The organism is Bacillus sp. FSL M7-0791 (assembly GCF_038627085.1).
In the GTDB taxonomy this organism is placed as follows: domain Bacteria; phylum Bacillota; class Bacilli; order Bacillales; family Bacillaceae; genus Bacillus; species Bacillus safensis.
Map to the genome: position 1 here is coordinate 2791113 of NZ_CP152022.1, position 19159 is coordinate 2810271.

Annotated in this window: 19 protein-coding genes; 16 read left to right on the forward strand and 3 right to left on the reverse strand. The window is 41.8% G+C overall.

Annotation, left to right across the window (positions count from 1 at the left end):
- The first annotated feature begins 75 nt into the window (after window positions 1-75).
- Together MHI08_RS14450 and MHI08_RS14455 are read left to right on the forward strand one after the other, a co-directional pair.
- On the forward strand, window positions 76-1977 hold the full coding sequence (locus MHI08_RS14450; RefSeq protein ID WP_342499712.1) for a transglycosylase domain-containing protein: 1902 nt from the start codon (window positions 76-78) through the stop codon (window positions 1975-1977).
- An 18-nt stretch (window positions 1978-1995) separates the two neighbouring features.
- Window positions 1996-2406: a thiol-disulfide oxidoreductase DCC family protein gene (locus MHI08_RS14455; RefSeq protein WP_095409453.1), complete on the forward strand. Its 411-nt coding sequence runs from the start codon at window positions 1996-1998 to the stop codon at window positions 2404-2406.
- A 246-nt stretch (window positions 2407-2652) separates the two neighbouring features.
- On the opposite strand, the gene MHI08_RS14460 is transcribed toward MHI08_RS14455, so the two are convergent.
- Window positions 2653-3210 (reverse strand): YufK family protein, encoded by a 558-nt coding sequence (locus MHI08_RS14460; protein ID WP_024423305.1) that lies wholly within the window; start codon window positions 3208-3210, stop codon window positions 2653-2655.
- A 185-nt stretch (window positions 3211-3395) separates the two neighbouring features.
- On the opposite strand from MHI08_RS14460, the gene malK reads away from it, so the two are divergent.
- From malK to MHI08_RS14495, 7 genes are all read left to right on the forward strand, one after another.
- Window positions 3396-4994 (forward strand): malate sensor histidine kinase MalK, encoded by a 1599-nt coding sequence (gene malK, locus MHI08_RS14465; RefSeq protein ID WP_024423306.1) that lies wholly within the window; start codon window positions 3396-3398, stop codon window positions 4992-4994.
- Entirely contained in the window at window positions 4987-5694 is a 708-nt protein-coding gene (locus tag MHI08_RS14470; RefSeq protein ID WP_024423307.1) for a response regulator, read from the forward strand. The genes malK and MHI08_RS14470 overlap by 8 nt, the downstream gene beginning before the upstream one ends.
- Window positions 5695-6088: 394 nt before the next feature.
- Window positions 6089-7171, forward strand: coding sequence for a BMP family protein (locus MHI08_RS14475; protein ID WP_024425935.1), 1083 nt, complete (start codon window positions 6089-6091; stop codon window positions 7169-7171).
- Between the two features lie 158 nt (window positions 7172-7329).
- Window positions 7330-8865, forward strand: a complete 1536-nt coding sequence (locus MHI08_RS14480; protein WP_075621899.1) for an ABC transporter ATP-binding protein — start codon at window positions 7330-7332, stop codon at window positions 8863-8865.
- Window positions 8858-9904, forward strand: a complete 1047-nt coding sequence (locus MHI08_RS14485; RefSeq protein ID WP_024423310.1) for an ABC transporter permease — start codon at window positions 8858-8860, stop codon at window positions 9902-9904. The genes MHI08_RS14480 and MHI08_RS14485 overlap by 8 nt, the downstream gene beginning before the upstream one ends.
- Window positions 9905-10864 carry an ABC transporter permease gene (locus tag MHI08_RS14490; protein ID WP_024423311.1) on the forward strand — a complete coding sequence of 320 codons (960 nt, stop codon included), beginning with the start codon at window positions 9905-9907 and terminating at the stop codon, window positions 10862-10864.
- A 176-nt stretch (window positions 10865-11040) separates the two neighbouring features.
- Entirely contained in the window at window positions 11041-12378 is a 1338-nt protein-coding gene (locus MHI08_RS14495; RefSeq protein ID WP_024423312.1) for a 2-hydroxycarboxylate transporter family protein, read from the forward strand.
- A 74-nt stretch (window positions 12379-12452) separates the two neighbouring features.
- Here the strand turns inward: MHI08_RS14495 and MHI08_RS14500 are convergent, their stop codons facing one another.
- On the reverse strand, window positions 12453-12662 hold the full coding sequence (locus MHI08_RS14500) for a hypothetical protein (RefSeq protein ID WP_024425938.1): 210 nt from the start codon (window positions 12660-12662) through the stop codon (window positions 12453-12455).
- 219 nt (window positions 12663-12881) lie between these two features.
- Between MHI08_RS14500 and MHI08_RS14505 the strand changes: the two genes are divergently transcribed.
- From MHI08_RS14505 to mnhG, 7 genes are read left to right on the forward strand one after another with little or no spacing between them, the layout of a single operon-like run.
- Window positions 12882-15287: a Na+/H+ antiporter subunit A gene (locus MHI08_RS14505; RefSeq protein WP_327830995.1), complete on the forward strand. Its 2406-nt coding sequence runs from the start codon at window positions 12882-12884 to the stop codon at window positions 15285-15287.
- On the forward strand, window positions 15284-15715 hold the full coding sequence (locus MHI08_RS14510; protein ID WP_024423315.1) for a Na(+)/H(+) antiporter subunit B: 432 nt from the start codon (window positions 15284-15286) through the stop codon (window positions 15713-15715). The genes MHI08_RS14505 and MHI08_RS14510 overlap by 4 nt, the downstream gene beginning before the upstream one ends.
- Window positions 15715-16056, forward strand: coding sequence for a Na(+)/H(+) antiporter subunit C (locus tag MHI08_RS14515; protein WP_024423316.1), 342 nt, complete (start codon window positions 15715-15717; stop codon window positions 16054-16056). The genes MHI08_RS14510 and MHI08_RS14515 overlap by 1 nt, the downstream gene beginning before the upstream one ends.
- Window positions 16049-17527 (forward strand): Na+/H+ antiporter subunit D, encoded by a 1479-nt coding sequence (locus MHI08_RS14520; protein WP_024425940.1) that lies wholly within the window; start codon window positions 16049-16051, stop codon window positions 17525-17527. Before MHI08_RS14515 ends, MHI08_RS14520 begins: the two co-directional genes overlap by 8 nt.
- Window positions 17528-17533: 6 nt before the next feature.
- Complete coding sequence (locus tag MHI08_RS14525) at window positions 17534-18013, forward strand: Na+/H+ antiporter subunit E (RefSeq protein WP_024425941.1); 480 nt, start codon at window positions 17534-17536, stop codon at window positions 18011-18013.
- Entirely contained in the window at window positions 18013-18294 is a 282-nt protein-coding gene (locus tag MHI08_RS14530; protein ID WP_039181117.1) for a Na(+)/H(+) antiporter subunit F1, read from the forward strand. Before MHI08_RS14525 ends, MHI08_RS14530 begins: the two co-directional genes overlap by 1 nt.
- Window positions 18278-18652: a monovalent cation/H(+) antiporter subunit G gene (gene mnhG, locus MHI08_RS14535; RefSeq protein WP_024423320.1), complete on the forward strand. Its 375-nt coding sequence runs from the start codon at window positions 18278-18280 to the stop codon at window positions 18650-18652. Before MHI08_RS14530 ends, mnhG begins: the two co-directional genes overlap by 17 nt.
- A gap of 94 nt (window positions 18653-18746) precedes the next feature.
- Here mnhG and MHI08_RS14540 read toward each other — a convergent pair whose 3' ends face one another.
- Window positions 18747-19136, reverse strand: coding sequence for a hotdog fold thioesterase (locus MHI08_RS14540; RefSeq protein ID WP_047203310.1), 390 nt, complete (start codon window positions 19134-19136; stop codon window positions 18747-18749).
- Between the last annotated feature and the right edge of the window lie 23 nt (window positions 19137-19159).

Sequence of the window (19159 nt, forward strand, 5' to 3'; positions counted from 1 at the left end):
AGCCTGATTCACTAGACTTCACGCCCTTTCTTTTCTAAAAATAACCTTCTCGTATCCGCAAAAGAATGGTACGATATGGCTAGAAAATTGAAGAAAGTGAGTGACCTCATGTTTCGTGCAATCATTGGTTGGTTATTACTTGCTGCCCTCATCCCATTATTTGCTCTGACTTTTTATCTATCAAAGGAAGAAGCTGCAAGTGTAAAGCCTGTTAACGAAGTGCTTGATCAAAAAATCAAGCTGGAAAAGATAGATTTTTCCCAAAACAGTTATATGTATGACCGGGATGGTTCTCTTATCTCCGAAATCGTCTCAAACGATGAGAACCGAGTGTTCGTGAAATACGATAACATTCCTGAACCTGTGAAGGAGCTGTTCCTTCGTTCAGAGGACCGCAACTTTTATGACCATAAGGGAATTGACTTTATGGGGGTTGTTCGTGCCGTTGCTGCAAATGTCAAAAACCATGGCATCAGCCAAGGAGCGAGTACGATCACACAGCAGCTGTCCCGCAACTTATATTTAAGCCATGAACGTTCGTTCAGCCGAAAGTTTACGGAGCTGCTCTATTCCTATGAACTTGAGCGGAAATTCTCGAAGGATGAAATTCTCGAAAGCTATTTAAATACGATTTATTTCAGTAATGGTGTTTACGGTGTCGGTTCTGCGGCTAATTACTATTTTGATAAGCCGCTTAGTTCTTTAACTCTTGCACAAATGGCATTTATCTCTGCTATTCCAAACAACCCAACACTGTATGACCCATTAAAACAGTTCAAGCACACAAAGAAACGCCAAGAACGACTGCTTGGTATTTTGAAGAAAGATGGCGTCATCACCAAAAAACAATACAAAAAAGCCGTCAAAGAAAAAATCAGCCTTTCTTTAAGTGAAAAGAAAAACTTATACCCTGACTATGTGACATATGCCAATGAAGAGTTTACCGATCTTGTGTCTGATCAGGAGGGCTTTACAAAACGATTGAAGAAAGCCAAGACAGCTGAAGCGAAAAAGGCGATTCAAAAGGAATTATCTGAAAAGGTCAGTGCCCTGCTCCAGGATGGTGTGAAAATTTATACGGCGCTTGATCCTTCCTTACAGCAAAGAGCCGTCTATCAGCTCAATGCTCAATTGCCTTACCAAGGTGTGGAAGGCGGATCAGCCGTCATTAATCATGAAACGCATCAAATTGTTGCACTTGCTGGCGGGAAAAACTATAAGAAATTTGATTTCAACTACGCTTATCAAGCGCAAAGACAGCCTGGTTCTGCGATTAAGCCGCTTTTAGACTATGCGCCTTATATTGATCAAACCGGTGCAACGGCTTCAAGCACCATCAGTGCCGGCAAGTTTTGCAGCAGCGGATACTGTCCGCAGAACTATAATCATAAAACGTATGGAACAGTCACACTTGAAACAGCCTTTAAAAATTCTTACAATACCCCTGCGATCCGAATGCTGGATACAGTGGGTGTCAAAAAAGGCTTCAGCTATTTAGAGAAGTTCTCATTCGAACATATTGTAGCGGAAGATTACCGTCTTCCTTCTGCACTTGGCGGATTTACGAAAGGCTTCTCACCGCTAGAAATAACAGATGCATATACCGTCTTTGGCAACCAAGGAGCCTACACACAAAGTCATTCGATCACAAAAGTGACAGACTTAAACGGTAAGACCCTTTACAAGTGGAAAGAGTCGCCAAAGCAAGTATATTCTCAGCGTACAAATGAAACGATGCGTAAGCTGCTTACCTCTGTTGTGAAGAGTGGGACAGGGAAAAAAGCGAATTTCAACGCCCCTTACATCGGTGGTAAAACAGGGACATCCAATGACTACAAAGATATTTGGTTTGTGGGACTGACAGATCAGTACACAATGGGTGTCTGGGTTGGAAGAGATAGAGGAACGGTGGAATCGATTTATCAATCAAGCCCGCACTTACGTATTTGGAAAAATACGATGCAATACGCCAGATAAACAGGAGGTTTGATTGCGATGCATTCAACACATCCACCCCATTTAATTTTATTTGACGGTGTCTGCAACGTGTGCAGCGGCGCTGTTCAATTTGTGATTAAGCGCGATCCGAAAGAACGGATGATGTTCGCTTCCTTACAATCAGATACAGGGCAGCGTATTTTAAAGGAAAACGGTTTGCCTTTAGATGAGTTCAATTCATTCATTTATATTGAAAAAGGGACCCTTTATACGAAGTCGACAGGCATCTTAAAAGCCGCGCGGCATTTAAAAGGGATATACAGATGGAGCTTTTTACTCCTTGCCATACCTCGCCCAATCCGTGATTGGTTTTATCAGTTGATAGCAAAAAATCGCTACAAATGGTTTGGTCAAAAAACATCTTGTATGATGCCTACACCCGATATTCAAAAACGGTTTCTTTCATAAAAAAAGCATCCTCCATTATTGGAGGATGCTCAGATTGTTGAAAAAGAGCTAAAATGATCTTTATTTTAGCTCTTTTTCTTCTTTTCAGCGTGACCTGAAAACCTTTGCAGTCTAGGAAGGACGAGCACCGAAGCGGAGCGAATTTAACATTCGTGAGCATCGGCGCGCAGAACTGACAACGAATGCAAGGGTTTGTCTAAACGCTGAAAGCATCCTCCATCATTGGAGGATGCTTTCTTTGTCTGCTTATGAAGGCAGACTTGCCATCACACTGTTATAAAGCTTAATAAATAAGTACAAAATACCGATCAAAAACGTCGCCCAAAACAGCAGAATAAACATCATAAATCCAATCAAATTCAGCATAGAAAGCGATTGATAAATGCGAACCACAACCCAGATAAAATAGACAAGACTTGCTAATGCAAAAAGTCCGACTAGCAGAATGAGCTGCTGCGTCAACAGAAAAGCTAGCAAGCTGGCAAATAAATAAACAACGGATGCAATCCGAATTTTCTTTAAGTTCTCCCCTTCAGGGTCCTTAGCGAAAAAGAGTAACGCCAGCTCTAATACCGTATCTGCAATCAGTTTTAAGGCAGATAAGATCATAAAATAAACAAGTGCAAAAGCAGCAAAGAGAGCAAGACGAATGCCCTGTTCTGAGAAAAATTCAAGCATTCCTTTTAAAATGCCTGCTTGAGTCAAGAAATCAGTTGTGATACCTACTGTGAAAATCGAAAAAGCAGAGCTGAATAGTAAAATTGAAATCAGCGGAAAATATCCAGTCAAATATGTATTTTTCATAAATAGATCCTTTCTCATAAGCTCACATTTATTATGGCTCACTTAAAACGGATTGACAAGATGCTTTCAAAGTAAACCGACAGCAAAATCAAATTTATGATTTTGCACGTACATTCCTTCACAAACTTACATTTTCCCGTTAAAGTATTACTGTTACGAAAAAATCGTGCGTTAGGGGTATACTCGTGAAAAAAACTTTAAGACTGCAAACACGGCTGACGATCTTTGTGTGCATCGTTGTCCTGATCTCCCTTTGTATCACATTCTTTACAATATGGTCGGAAACAGCCAAGAACATCCATCAGCAGGAACGTGACATTGCTCTCTCTACTGCCAAAATGGTCGCAGAGGCACCGATTACAGCACAATCATTAGAAGATCATTCATATTCCGCATTACGAAAATATACAACAAGTGTTCAGCAAATCACCAAAACCGAATTCGTTGTCGTCATGGATATGAACGGTATCCGCAAAACACACCCGAATCCGCAGAAAATTGGAAAGCGGTTTGCCGGCGGTGATGAAAAAGCAGCATTACAGGGAAAAGAACATATTAGTACGGCTTCTGGAACACTCGGCAGATCCATGCGTGCTTTTGTTCCTGTTTATGATCAAAATGGTAAGCAGCTCGGGGCTGTGGCTGTAGGGATTACGTTAAAGGAAATTGACTTGATTATTCATCAAAGCTTACTTCCGCTCTACTTCGTCACATCACTCAGCCTTCTATCTGGCATCATCGGGGCACTCATTGTGGCAAGAAAAGTGAAGAAGATTATGTTTGGACTGGAGCCGGATGAGATCGCCACATTATTAAAAGAAAGAAGTGCCATGCTAGAATCAACAAAAGAAGGGATTCTGGCCGTCGATCAGCACGGTAAAATCAAGCTGGCCAATGCAGAGGCCAAACGGCTCTTTCATAATATGGGCATTATGGTTGATCCTAGAGAACAAGATGTTCAAACTCTCCTCCCTTCAAGCGGCTTAAAACAGGTCATTGAAACACGCAAGCCGCTGCTTGATCGTGACGTGAGAATGAATGGACTGGAGCTCGTCTTTAATGAAGTGCCAATTACGGTAAAAGGTGAAATTGTCGGAGCCATCGCCACCTTCCGTGACAAAACAGAAGTGAAACATCTGGCTGAGCAGCTTAGCGGGGTCAAAATGTATGCGAATGCGCTCCGTGCCCAGTCCCATGAATTTATGAACAAGCTTCATGTCATTTTAGGTTTGGTCCAGCTCAAAAACTACGATGATCTTGGCACCTACATCAAAGATATTGCAATTTATCAGCAAACGGAAACAAATGAAATCATTAACCATGTGAAAAACTCTGTTTTAGCAGGATTTTTACTAGGAAAACAAAGCTATATCAGGGAACAAGGCGCTGCCTTAGAGGTTATTTGCAGCACACAAGTGCCAAATACGGAGGACCCGGCAGTGACGCATGATCTCATTACCGTGATTGGCAACTTGTTAAATAACGCACTCGATGCTGTTTCACATACTGACACGAAAAACATCTCGATCTCCTTCAGATACGTCCATGAGCAGCTTCACATTGAAATCACGGACACAGGTGTTGGTCTCACGAAAGAAGAACAAGACATCATGTTTGATCAAGGCTTTTCAACTAAAGGAGAAGACCGAGGGTTCGGACTCTACTTCGTTGACCAAAGCATCAAGAAATTGAACGGACATATGATTGTCACGAGTGAAAAAGGAGAAGGAACGACCTTTAGTCTCCGCATTCCGTATAAACAAAAGGAGGATTCACATGATTAATGTGTTAATAGTAGAAGATGATCCAATGGTTGGGGAGCTGAACAAACGCTACCTGACCCAAATCGACGGCTTTGAGTTAAAGGGGATTGCCACCTCGTTTCAGCAGGCACTTGAAGTGTTAAAAACAGAAGTCATTCACCTCGTACTGCTCGATATTTATATGCCTGGACAAAATGGACTGGCATTACTAACAGAAATTCGCCAGCAAAATCATGCCGTTGATGTCATTGTCATTTCGGCTGCAAATGAAGTCGATGTTGTACAGCAAACGATGCGAAACGGGGCAGTTGATTATTTAATTAAGCCGTTTGAGTTCGAACGATTCCAATCAGCACTGGCAGAGTATAAACGGAAACACGCCCTGTATCAATCCATGAACAGCATTTCGCAAAATGATTTAGATGCGAAGCTTTTTCATAAAAAAGCAGAGGCGGAAAAAGTCCTCCTGCCAAAAGGACTGACCAAAAGCACACTTAAACTCATCTGGACAAGCATTCAATCATTTGGCCAGCAGGCTTTCACAACCGAAGACCTAGCCAATCATACAGAAATCTCTCAAGTCTCCATTAGAAAATACTTGAAATTCCTTGAGGATATCGAAGTGGTGGATGTTGAAATGGCATATGGGACAATAGGACGTCCTGTTTTCCAATATAAACTGAACACGAGCAATATGAATTTGATTCAGCAATATCTTTAAAATACTACATCTGACCTTTCACAAAGGCCAGATGTTTTTTTATGGCATACGATGTAACAAACCCCTTGATATCAGTGGTTCTGCTGTAGCGGAGCACATCACAAAAGCGGCATTATATCATATTTCAGCAGATAAAAAGACATCAAATAAAGCCATTTAACATTTTTTTAAAAATAAAACAAATTTCTATTTATTTATTCGATCGGAAATGATAAATTATGATTGATTAGTTCAACGAGATATAAGTCTGATGTCTTACATCTTCTCTCCTGCCCTCCATAAGTATCATGAGAAAGCAGGATAAAATACCCTCTTCAGAAGGGTGAGAAGAGATAGATCGGTCTTTTTTCGCGAGACTTTTCTGAAACTTTTAAATTTTATAGGGGGTTATGTTTTGAAGAAGCGCAAAATTGGACTAGCATTGTCCTTAGTCGTAGCAGCAGGAACCATCCTTGGAGCATGCGGCAACTCTGGCTCAAACAGCGGTGAAAGCAAAAAAGATAAAGATCAATTCACTGTTGCAATGGTAACTGATGTCGGTGGTGTCGATGACAAATCGTTTAACCAATCAGCTTGGGAAGGTTTACAAGCATTTGGGAAAGACAACAATCTAAAAAAAGGTAAAAACGGCTTTGATTACTTACAATCTAAATCAGATGCTGACTATACAACAAACTTAAACACACTTGCTCGTGAGAAATTCGACCTGATTTACGGAATTGGTTTCTTAATGGAAGATGCAATTTCTGAAATTGCGGATCAACGTAAGAAAAACCACTTTGCGATCGTTGATGCAGTCGTGAAAAAAGACAACGTAGCCAGCATTGTATTTAACGAAAACGAAGGATCATTCCTTGTGGGTGTTGCGGCTGCTCTTTCTACAAAATCAAACAAAATTGGATTCGTCGGCGGCGTTGATTCTGAATTAGTCAGAAAATTCGAAGTTGGCTTCCGCGCAGGTGTTGAAGCAGCTAACCCGAAAGCAAAAGTTGAAGTGAAATATGCCGGTGCATTCGATAAGGCTGACATCGGGAAAGCAACAGCTGAAAGCATGTACAAATCTGGCGTCGACATCATCTATCATGCTGCTGGCGGCACTGGAACTGGTGTGTTCACAGAAGCGAAAAACCTGAAAAAAGCGGATCCTAACCGTAAAGTTTGGGTTATCGGTGTAGATAAAGACCAGTATGACGAAGGAAAAGTACCTGGAACAAAACAAAGTGTCACCCTTACTTCTATGGTTAAGAAAGTAGACACAGCGGTACAAGACTTAACAACGAAAGCAAAAGAAGGTAAGTTCCCTGGCGGCGAAGTGATCACATACGGTCTGAAAGAAGGCGCTCTTGACATCTCTCCATCTAAGGAAAACCTTGATAAAGATGTATTAAAGAAAGTTGAAGAATGGAAACAAAAAATCATCAAGGGTGAAGTGAAAATCCCTGCAACACGTGATGAACTAAAAGATTTTAAAGCTTAATTTGAGCAGCGGGATAAGCGCGCCTTATCCCCTGCCTCTCCTTTACCTCCTCTTTATTCGTAAAAGGTGGTAAAAGAAAAGCTGCAGCCTCGTTTTGCAGCTTTTCTTTTGCTAGTTTTTATCTTCATCAGCACCCTAAAAAAGGAGCGGTTAAACCTGTGGATTATGTCATTGAAATGTTGAATATACGCAAAGAATTCCCTGGCATTGTAGCAAACGACAACATTACGCTGCAGCTAAAAAAGGGCGAAATTCATGCGCTGCTTGGTGAAAACGGCGCTGGAAAATCAACGCTCATGAACGTGCTTTTCGGACTGTACCAGCCTGAAAAAGGTGAAATCAAGGTACACGGAAAACCTGTGACCATCTCTAGTCCAAATGATGCTAGTGATTTAGGCATCGGAATGGTGCATCAGCACTTTATGCTTGTCGATACCTTCACTGTCGCTGAAAACATCATTTTAGGTAAAGAGCCCAAGAAGTTTGGAAAGATTGACAAAGAACAAGCCATACAGCAAGTACAAGAGCTTTCTGACCGCTATGGTTTGAAAATAGATCCTGCCGCAAAAGTATCTGACATCTCTGTCGGCATGCAGCAGCGTGCAGAAATCTTAAAAACACTTTACCGCGGCGCTGACATTTTGATCTTCGACGAACCAACGGCCGTTTTAACACCTCAAGAAATCAAAGAACTCATACAAATTATGAAAAACTTAATCAATGAAGGCAAATCCATTATTTTAATCACCCATAAGCTGAAAGAAATTATGGATGCCTGTCATCGCGTGACCATTATCCGAAAAGGCCAAGGCATTCGTACACTTGATGTGGAAAGCACAAATAAAGACGAACTTGCAAGCCTCATGGTTGGCCGTGAAGTATCATTTAAAACAGACAAAAAAGCTGCTTCTCCTGCTGAGGAGGTTCTTCAAATTCAAGACCTCACAGTAAAAGACGCCAGAGGAATTGAAGCGGTCAAACAGTTGAACCTCTCAGTGAAGGCTGGCGAAATTGTCGGAATTGCTGGGGTAGATGGCAATGGCCAGTCTGAATTAATTGAAGCCATTACCGGTCTAAAAAAATCAGAATCTGGCACAATCATGCTAAATGGGAAAGCCATTCAAAATCTCCCGCCTCGTAAAGTGACCGAATCTGGGATTGGACATATTCCTCAGGATCGTCATAAACATGGACTTGTACTCGATTTTTCAATTGGAGAAAACATTTCTTTACAAACTTATTATCAGCGTCCTTATTCAAAATTCGGCTTATTGAATATGAAAAATATTTATCAAAAAGCAAAACGAATCATTGCGGAATATGACGTCAGAACACCGAGTGAATATACAGAAGCGCGCGCTCTGTCAGGCGGTAACCAGCAAAAAGCCATTATCGGCCGTGAAGTTGACCGCAATCCTGATTTATTAATTGCCGCTCAGCCGACACGAGGACTTGATGTTGGTGCGATTGAATTTGTTCATAAACGTCTCATCGAGCAAAGAGACGCAGGCAAAGCTGTTTTGCTCATCTCCTTTGAGCTTGATGAAATTATCAATGTCAGTGATAAGATCGCTGTTATTTTCGAAGGCAGCATTGTCGCCATTGTTGATCCAAAAGAAACAACAGAGCAAGAGCTTGGTCTATTAATGGCTGGAAGTACGCAACAGGAAGTGGGGAAAGAAGCAAATGTCTAATCGCTTAACAAATCTGCTGATTCCGCTTATAGCCATTGTACTTGGTCTTTTGGTTGGGGCCATTATTATGCTGGCAAGCGGTTATAGTGTCATCGAAGGCTATAGCGCCCTTTGGAATGGCGTTTTCGGTGAAACTTATTATATGGGAGAAACCATCAGGCAAGTGACACCTTATATATTATCAGGTCTTGCTGTTGCCTTTGCATTTCGGACAGGCCTGTTTAATATCGGTGTAGAAGGTCAAATGCTTGTTGGCTGGGTAGCTGCTGTATGGATTGGAACAACTGTCCATGCACCTATGTATATTCATCTGCCGCTTGCACTCATCACCGCAGCTGCTGCAGGTGCTTTATGGGGCTTTATTCCTGGTTTTTTAAAAGCTCGTTTTTATGTGCATGAGGTCATCGTTACTATCATGATGAACTACATTGCCCTTCATGTCACAAACTATTTAATCTCAAATGTCTTAACAGATAATAAAGATAAAACAGATAAAATCGATGCCACTGCCTCGCTCCGCTCTGGATTTTTTGAGCAGATCACTGATTTTTCCCGAATGCATAACGGTATTTTTGTTGCCATTATTGCTGCCGTCGTGATGTGGATCATTATTCAAAAAACGTCTAAAGGGTTTGAATTACGAGCAGTTGGAATGAACCAGCAGGCATCACATTATGCTGGTATGAACGTTCGCCGCAATATCATTTATGCGATGCTTATTTCAGGTGCTTTTGCAGGTCTTGCAGGCGCTATGGAAGGTCTTGGTACATTTGAATATGCCTCTATTAAAGGCTCGTTTACAGGCGTAGGTTTTGATGGAATTGCCGTCGCTTTATTAGGTGGAAATACGGCTGTTGGTGTTGTCCTTGCTGCATTATTGCTTGGTGGATTGAAGGTCGGTGCATTAAATATGCCGCTTGAATCAGGCGTACCGACTGAGGTTGTTGATATTGTCATTGCGATCATCATTCTTTTCGTCGCCTCAAGCTATATTATCCGTCTTGTGATTCAACAAATGAAGAAAAAGGGGGGAAAATAAGTGGGATTTCTGCAAATACTTGAAATCATCGTCCCAGCTACACTTGTTTATGCTGCACCACTTATTTTAACCGCTCTTGGAGGCGTCTTTTCAGAAAGATCAGGTGTTGTCAATATCGGTCTTGAAGGGTTGATGGTCGTCGGAGCATTTTCCAGTATTATCTTTAACTTATTTTTTGCTGATACGTTTGGAGCCTTGACCCCGTGGCTTGGGCTTCTCGTCGGAATGGCCGTTGGCGGATTGTTCTCACTGATTCATGCAGTGGCGACCATTACCTTTCGAGCTGATCAAACGGTCAGTGGTGTGGCGATTAACATGCTGGCACTTGGCGCAACATTGTTTGTCGTCAAACTGATTTATGGGAAAGCACAAACTGATAAAATTACAGAGCCTTTCTATAAAGGAGATATTCCCCTTTTAAGTGACATTCCGATCATTGGTGATATTTTCTTTAAAGATGTTTATTATACGTCTATACTCGCCTTAGCTCTTGCGGTTGTTGCTTGGTTTGTTTTATTTAAAATGCCGTTTGGTCTTCGTCTTCGTGCAGTCGGAGAGCATCCAATGGCAGCTGATACAATGGGTATCAAAGTGTACCGGATGCGTTACATCGCTGTTTTCATTAGTGGACTGTTTGGCGGTCTTGGCGGAGCTGTTTATGCCTCAACGATCGCGCTTGATTTCTCACATGCCACCATTACTGGACAAGGCTTCATCGCACTAGCTGCGCTTGTATTCGGTAAATGGCATCCATTTGGCGCAATGGGCGCTGCTTTATTCTTTGGATTTGCTCAAAGTTTAAGCATCATTGGCTCTCTCCTGCCGCTGTTCCAAGATATACCGAATGTGTATATGCTCATAGCACCATATGTGCTCACCATTTTAGCACTTACTGGCTTCATCGGACGTGCCGATGCACCGAAAGCACTTGGTACGCCTTATCTAAAAGGAAAACGATAAATACGATGTATGATCAATCCCCTGAAGGACAAACTACCTTCAGGGGATTTTTGTATGATAAAAAACTCAAAAACTCCTGTTTATTTTACTTTTATTACACTTATTTTAGTTTAATAAATAGATGAGTGTCACAGAATCTTCTACAATTGAGACAAATAGCATTTGGGGGTGTTTATGTGGCTAATGCACAACAATTGAAATCGATTACAGACGATTCTGACAATAATAAAAGCGTTTTCCGTAAGATCATGTCTTGGAAAATTGGTGTTATTGATCTACCTGTGTATTTAGTACTTGCAGCGATTATTTTAACTGCCGCTTATTTTAATAAAATTCCAGCAAATATGCTTGGTGGTTTCGCTGTTATTATGATTTTGGGGATTTTCCTTGGAGATGTAGGACAACGTATTCCAATCTTAAAAGATATTGGTGGACCGGCGATTCTTTCTTTATTCGTACCATCGTTCCTGGTCTTTTTTAATGTTCTGAATCCGAACTCATTGGAAGCGGTTACGTCTCTGATGAAAACGTCGAACTTCCTTTACTTCTATATCTCTGCTCTTGTAGTAGGTAGTATTCTTGGGATGCAGCGAACTGTTTTAGTACAAGGCCTTATTCGTATGTTTGTTCCTCTCGTTGCAGGTACAATTGCAGCTGTGAGTGCTGGTATCCTTGTTGGCCTTTTAGTTGGTTACACACCGCATCATTCATTCTTCTTTATTATTGTACCGATTATTGCCGGTGGTGTTGGAGAAGGGATTTTGCCATTATCTATCGCTTATTCACAAATTCTTGATGTATCAGCAGAGTCATTAATTTCTCAATTAATTCCTGCGGCTGTCATTGGGAACGTCATTGCCATTATCTGTGCTGGCGCATTGAAGAAGCTTGGTGAAAAACGTCCTGAACTAAACGGAAATGGCCGTCTTGTGAAATCTAAAGAAGCAAACGAAATTTTCGAGCAGCCAGATTTGGATGCAAAAGTTGATTTCGGGTTAATGGGTGCTGGTGTACTTGTTGCTTGTACAACCTTCATCTTTGGTGGTTTGTTAGAAAGCTTTGTTCATATTCCAGGTCCAATCTTAATGATTGTTCTTGCCGCTTTAATCAAATACTTAAACGTGATGCCTCAACATCTTCAAAACGGCTCACAACAGTTCTACAAGTTTGTATCAAAAAGCTTTACATGGCCGCTGATGGTTGGTCTTGGTATTCTATACATTCCACTTGATGATGTAGCAACTGTCATCTCCATTCCATTCGTATGCGTATGTATCGCTGTTGTACTCGCAATGGTTGGTTCTGGTTACTTCGTTGGAAAACTAATGAACATGTATCCAGTAGAATCTGCTATTGTCACTGGCTGTCACAGCGGACTTGGCGGTACTGGCGACGTTGCGATTCTTTCAGCTTCTGGAAGAATGGGTCTTATGCCTTTCGCACAAGTATCTACACGACTTGGCGGAGCAGCAACTGTTATCTGTGCAACGATCTTACTCAGAGTGTTTAGTTAAACTACCACACATAAAAAGCATGGGCTCTCACATGGGCCCATGCTTTTTTTATATTTCTTTTCTCCTATAGGATCTTATTCATCAGCTAATACAATTCGTAAATATTCCCTGGGCTGAAAAGGATACAGCTTGGTTTCTTGATAGCTCATGTGAAGAAGATGCTCAGAAAACAGCGGCCATTCACTCCCGGCCTGCCACCTTTTTTGATCATTTCGGTCAATCAAGAATGCTCCTCCTAAAATCGTGCAGAATAGGCTTAAGCTGATGACGATCTTTCGTTTCATTTGATCAGCTCCTTTAAGAAAAGCATGTACGAAAAACAAAACAATATACAATGAGTATCATTTTTGATAAAATTGTTTTTGTGGTCAAAAGAACCTAAAACAAATACAGTTTGCTTGAAATCGTTTCAAACCAATGCACTATGGCTGTATTTACGCTATAATTTTAATTACCAGTTCTTTAGAACGTGAATTTATATTGATCAAAGGAGGTTCATTTTCTTGCAGCTTATTCACTTCGCCATCCTATCACCTTTTTTACTCGCTTTTGTTGTACCTTTCCTTTACAAATATGTGAAGCGTATACATACAGGATGGTTTGTTCTCATCTTGCCGATTCTTTTATTTACCTATTTCATCCAAATGTTACACATCACTTCGAATGGACGAACGCTTTTCTCACAGGCTGAATGGATTCCATCTTTAGGGATGAATTTCACTGTGTATGTCGATGGTCTCAGCCTGTTATTTGCTTTATTAATTACAGGTATCGGCTCACTAGTGGTGCTGTACAGTATTTTCTACTTATCAAAGGAAAAAGAACAGCTTGGCTCTTTCTACACGTATTTGCTCATGTTTATGACCGCGATGCTGGGTGTCGTTCTTTCTGACAACATGGTGGTTTTATACTTGTTTTGGGAGTTAACGAGTATCTCTTCCTTCCTCTTAATTGGGTATTGGTATAAGCGGGAGCGCTCTAGATATGGAGCAACGAAATCACTGCTTATTACTGTTTTTGGCGGATTAGCTATGCTTGGTGGCTTCATCCTCATTTACCTGATTACTGATTCATTCAGTATTCGTGAAGCAGTCAATCAACTTCAGCTCATTATGGCATCACCTTACTTTATCCCTGCCATGATCCTAATCTTACTAGGTGCCTTTACAAAATCAGCGCAGTTCCCATTCTATATCTGGCTGCCTGATGCAATGGAAGCACCGACCCCTGTGAGCAGTTATCTGCATTCTGCTACGATGGTGAAAGCCGGTATTTATCTTGTTGCCCGCTTCAGTCCAATCTTTGCTATATCAGAGGTATGGTTCTGGACCATTTCCATCGTGGGACTTGTCACATTATTCTGGGGATCATTCCACGCCGTCCGGCAAAACGATTTGAAAGCCATTCTGGCCTATTCGACAGTGAGCCAGCTCGGCATGATTATGCTCATGCTTGGCGTCGGCGCAGCTGCGATTCATGAAAACAATCCTGCCTTTTTTGGCGCAGCCGTTCTTGCAGCTATTTTTCACCTCATTAACCATGCTACGTTTAAAGGCAGTCTCTTTATGGCAGCTGGTATTATCGATCATGAAACAGGAACTCGTGACATTCGCAAATTAGGCGGATTAATGACGATCATGCCGATTACCTTCACAATTACGTTAATCGGTACATTTTCAATGGCCGGATTACCGCCATTTAACGGTTTCTTAAGTAAAGAGCTATTTTTCACAAGTATGATACGGATTTCTGATATCAGCTTTACGGACGTTTCAACATGGGGTGCCATCTTCCCAGCACTCGCTTGGCTCGCTAGTGTCTTTACGTTCATTTATAGTATGATGCTCCTCTTTAAAACGTTTAGAGGCCGTCTGAATATAGACCAATTGGAGAAAAAACCGCATGAAGCACCGATCGGCATGCTCATTCCGCCCATCATTCTAGCTGCACTTGTGGTCACCTTCTTCTTTTTCCCTAATATTCTTGCCTATTCTGTCATTGAACCTGCAATTGCGGCGATCATTCCTGAAGCGATTGAAACAGGAAGCCGTTTTTCTGTGAAAATTGAAGCATGGCATGGCTTCCAGCCAGAACTCTATATGACAATAGGTGTTGTTGTACTCGGCACAATCGGCTACTTGACGCTTGCAAAATGGCGTCCAATGTACAACATCTTTAAGGAAAAGTGGTCATTTAACGCTTTATACGACCGCTCTCTTATCGGTTTAGAAAAAGGTTCATACCGCCTGACAAACAGTTATATGACTGGTTTTCTTCGTGACTATCTTGTCTATGTGTTTGGGTTCATGATTATCGTTATTGGCGGCGTGATGTTTTATCAGCAGGCCTTTTCATTTCAAACTGATCAGGCTGCCTCAATTGGCACGTATGAGGTGATTCTTTCACTTGTGATGGTGGCGGCGACGATTGCCACAGTATTCGCAAGTTCACGATTAACAGCTATTATTGCACTAGGTGTCATGGGCTACACGCTGTCATTATTCTTCGTGATTTTCAGAGCACCTGACCTTGCGCTGACGCAGCTGATTATTGAAACGATTTCTGTCGCACTGTTTTTGCTTTGCTTCTATCATTTGCCGAAGCTGAGCTTAAAGCAAAAAACAAGAAGATTCAAAATGACCAATTTCATCATTTCATTAGGCGTTGGGGTTGTTGTCACTTGTCTAGCTTTCGCTTCCACAAGTCAGCAGTCACTTGACACCATCTCAACTTACTTTATTGAAAACAGCTACAAACTTGCTGGCGGTGACAATATTGTCAATGTCATTCTAGTAGATTTCAGGGGCTTTGATACCCTTTTTGAAATTACCGTGCTCGCCATTGCGGCACTTGGTATTTATGGGTTATTAAAAACGCAGGCAAAACGGAAGAGAGGTGTGCGGCGATGAGAAAGATTGATACGAATGATATGCTTTTGCAAGTCACAACAAAAATCACAGCATTCATCATCTTGCTTTTCTCCCTTCACCTATTTCTTGCGGGACATAACAATCCTGGCGGCGGATTCATTGGCGGCCTGATGAGTGCTGCGGCTGTCGTTCTTCTGCTTTTAGCCTATGATCTGAAGACAGTAAGACGCATTTTGCCATTTGACTTTATTTATGTAACTGGAGCCGGTTTGCTCGTTGCGATCCTGACAGGTATGGGATCCTTTCTATTCGGTGCACCTTTTCTATCCCATGCATTTGATTATTTCCAATTACCGTTTTTAGGGAAAACAGAACTGGCGACAGCTGTCCTGTTTGATATCGGTGTGTATTTGGTTGTTGTCGGTGTCACCATGACCATTATTCAAATGATTGGAGAGAAGGAATAATGGAATTTCTAATGTCTATTATCGTCGGAATTATTTTTATGGCGGCGACCTATTTGATGCTGTCAAAGAGCCTTCTGCGGGTCATCGTCGGTACTGCTGTTTTGAGTCACGGCGTCCACTTGCTTCTTTTAACAATGGGCGGTTTAAAAAAAGGAGCGCCTCCCGTTCTAAAAGAGGGGCTCACATCCTATGTGGATCCATTGCCACAAGCATTAATTTTAACAGCCATTGTCATTGCTTTTGGTGTGACATCCTTATTACTTGTCATGGCCTTCCGTGCCTTCCAAGAGCTGCGAACAGATGACATGGATCAAATGAGAGGAAATGATCAGCATGAATAATCTCGTGATCCTGCCTATATTAATTCCATTACTAGCTGCTACACTATTGATCTTTATGAATAAAAACATCATGCTGTCAAGAGTCTTTAGTGTCTTGGCATCTCTTTCAGCCATTATATGTAATGCATATTTGGTTCAAACGATTTTCACAAATGGGATACAAACCCTTTATTTGGGCGGCTGGAAAGCGCCATTTGGGATTGCCCTTGTGGCCGATCAATTTGCTGCACTCCTTGTGCTGACCGCTTCCGTTGTCGGGCTTGTGACAGTCCTCTTCTCCTTTCAAACGATTGGGAAAGAAAGAGAGCGGCTCTTCTATTATTCTGGCGTACAGTTTTTGTTAGCTGGCGTGAGCGGAGCCTTTTTAACGGGAGATATTTTCAACCTGTTTGTATTCTTTGAATTACTGCTGATGGCATCTTATATGCTTATTGTATTAGGCGGATCAAAGCCTCAGCTTCGTGAATCACTCAAATATATTGTGTTTAATATCATTTCGTCGGCATTATTTATTGTCGGAGTCGCCTGTTTATATGCAGTGACGGGTACGCTCAATATGGCTGATTTAAGTGTGAAAATAGCTGAATCAGGGCAAACAGGATTAATCACTGTTATTTCCATCCTGTTCCTCATTGTATTCGGCTTAAAAGCTGGGATCTTCCCGCTTTATTTCTGGCTGCCAGGATCGTATCATGCGCCGCCAGCAGCGATTTCAGCTCTATTTGGGGCTTTGCTGACAAAGGTTGGCTTATATGCGATTGCAAGAGTCTTTACATTAATTTTTATACACGATACAGGCTTCACCCATACACTCATGGCGTGGCTTGCCGCACTGACGGTGATATTCGGTGTGATAGGCTCGATCGCCTATTCTGATGTGCAGAAGATCGTGATTTATAACATTGTCACAGCTGTTGGGGTCATTTTGTTTGGATTTGCAGCCAACACACCTGCATCACTCCAAGGGGCCATTTATTATCTCATTCACGACATGGTGATCAAAGGGGCTTTATTTATGCTGGCAGGTGCCCTCTTTGTGTATGCTGGTACAAATCAACTGAAAAAAATGGGCGGACTGATTCAATCCCAGCCTCTATTAGGATGGATGTTTTTCATATCGGCTTTATCGCTTGCAGGAATTCCGCCGCTAAGTGGCTTTGTTGGAAAACTAAAAATTGTGGAAGGTGGATTTTCTGCTGGACACATGACGTTTTCTATCCTGGTCTTACTGTCCAGTCTTCTTGTCCTCTACTCTATTATGAAGATTTTCATGTCCGCATTTTGGGGCGAGGAACAGGATATGCGAAGAAGAAAGCCGTCAATTAAAGGAATGGTGTACCCTGGCGTACTGCTTGTCGTTTTATCGCTTGCCATTGGGTTAGGGACAGAGTTCATTGCCCCTTATATCAATCAAGCAGCGGAAATGCTCTCTACACCAGAAAAATATATTCAAGCTGTGCTGAAGGAGTAGATGAACATGGCCTTTCAAATATTACTAAACGCACTCCTCGCCTTTACATGGATGTTTATGAATGATACATACAGAGCCGCAGACTTTGTATCAGGTTTTGCATTAGGGATGATCGCCATTTTCATGCTGCGTCGATTTTTCCCGCAGCGTTTTTACGGCTATGCCCTTTATGCGATTTTCAAGCTGATCATCATTTTTATTCGCGAGCTGCTTCTTGCCAATTTAAGTGTATTAAAGACCGTATTATCTCCAAAGCTCACGATTAAACCCGGAATTTTCGCCTTTCGTACGGATTTGAAAACAGATTGGGAAATCACCATACTGGCTAATATGATTACATTGACACCAGGAACACTAGTGATTGATATTTCCGACGATCGTTCCATTTTATACATTCATGCGATGGATATTGAGGATGCTGAAAAAGCCATTCACGATATCCGGGTTTCATTTGAGAAAGCGATTCAGGAGGTGAGCGGTAAGTAATGGAACTCATTTTGCAAATTTCACTTGGCATTCTTGCGCTGTCTACCTTGCTTTTTGTGATACGAGTGATCAAAGGTCCCTCTATTCCTGATCGTGTGAGTGCGCTTGATGCGATAGGAATCAATTTAATTGGGATGACAGCCATCGTTTCAATTTTACTGAAAACCACTGCATTCTTTGAGATTATTTTACTGCTCGGTATCCTTGCCTTTATCGGTACTGTCGCTTTTTCCAAATTTCTTGAGAAAGGGGAAGTGATTGAAAATGATCGTCATCGCTAAAGCCATCGTCATTTTCTTTATCCTGCTAGGCGCTATCCTCTGTTTGATTTCAGCTATTGGTGTCCTTCGACTGCCGGATGTTTACACACGTATGCATGCTGCATCAAAAGCATCGACACTTGGCGTTGTTCTGATTTTAGTAGGTGTGTTTTTTCATGAATGGTTTCTTGCAGGCGTTATTTCTGCAAAAATCCTTCTCGGCATCGTATTCATCTTCCTGACAGCACCAGTCGGCGCACACTTAATCGGAAGAGCCGCCTACAATACTGGTGTTAAGCTCGACAAACGCAGTGTACAAGATGATTATGGCGGTTTCCGTAACTTTGTAATTAAACGAAAAGAAGATTCTTATTTATAAAAAGCGAAAAAAGAATGGCCTGATATGTTGGGCCATTCTTTTTTTATCGCTCAACGTGCATATAAAAAAAGCTTCCGCTGCACCGGGAGCTTTTTTATATGCGATCAATGACAGCAAGTGTGCATCTGGACGTACAGATGTGCCGGTCTCGATCATCTTTTATATCGATTTGAAATACCATTGTACGCCGTCCTATATGCACAGGAACAGCTGTCGCTGTCACAACTCCATCGCGTACAGATTTTAAATGATTGGCATTGATTTCAATACCTGAGCAAACTTGCTGTGTTAAGTCTAAATGAGCCGCAGCCCCCATGCTCGCCACTGTTTCTGCTAGAGCAGCAGATGCTCCTCCATGCAGTAGTCCAAATGGCTGTTTTGTTCTGTGATCGACTGGCATTGTTGCAACGCATCGTGATTCATTGCACTCTACAATCTCAATGCCTAGTGCCTCAAGCAGTGTATTTGATCCGCTCACATTCATTAAGGCCCTCTCCCTTCACACGT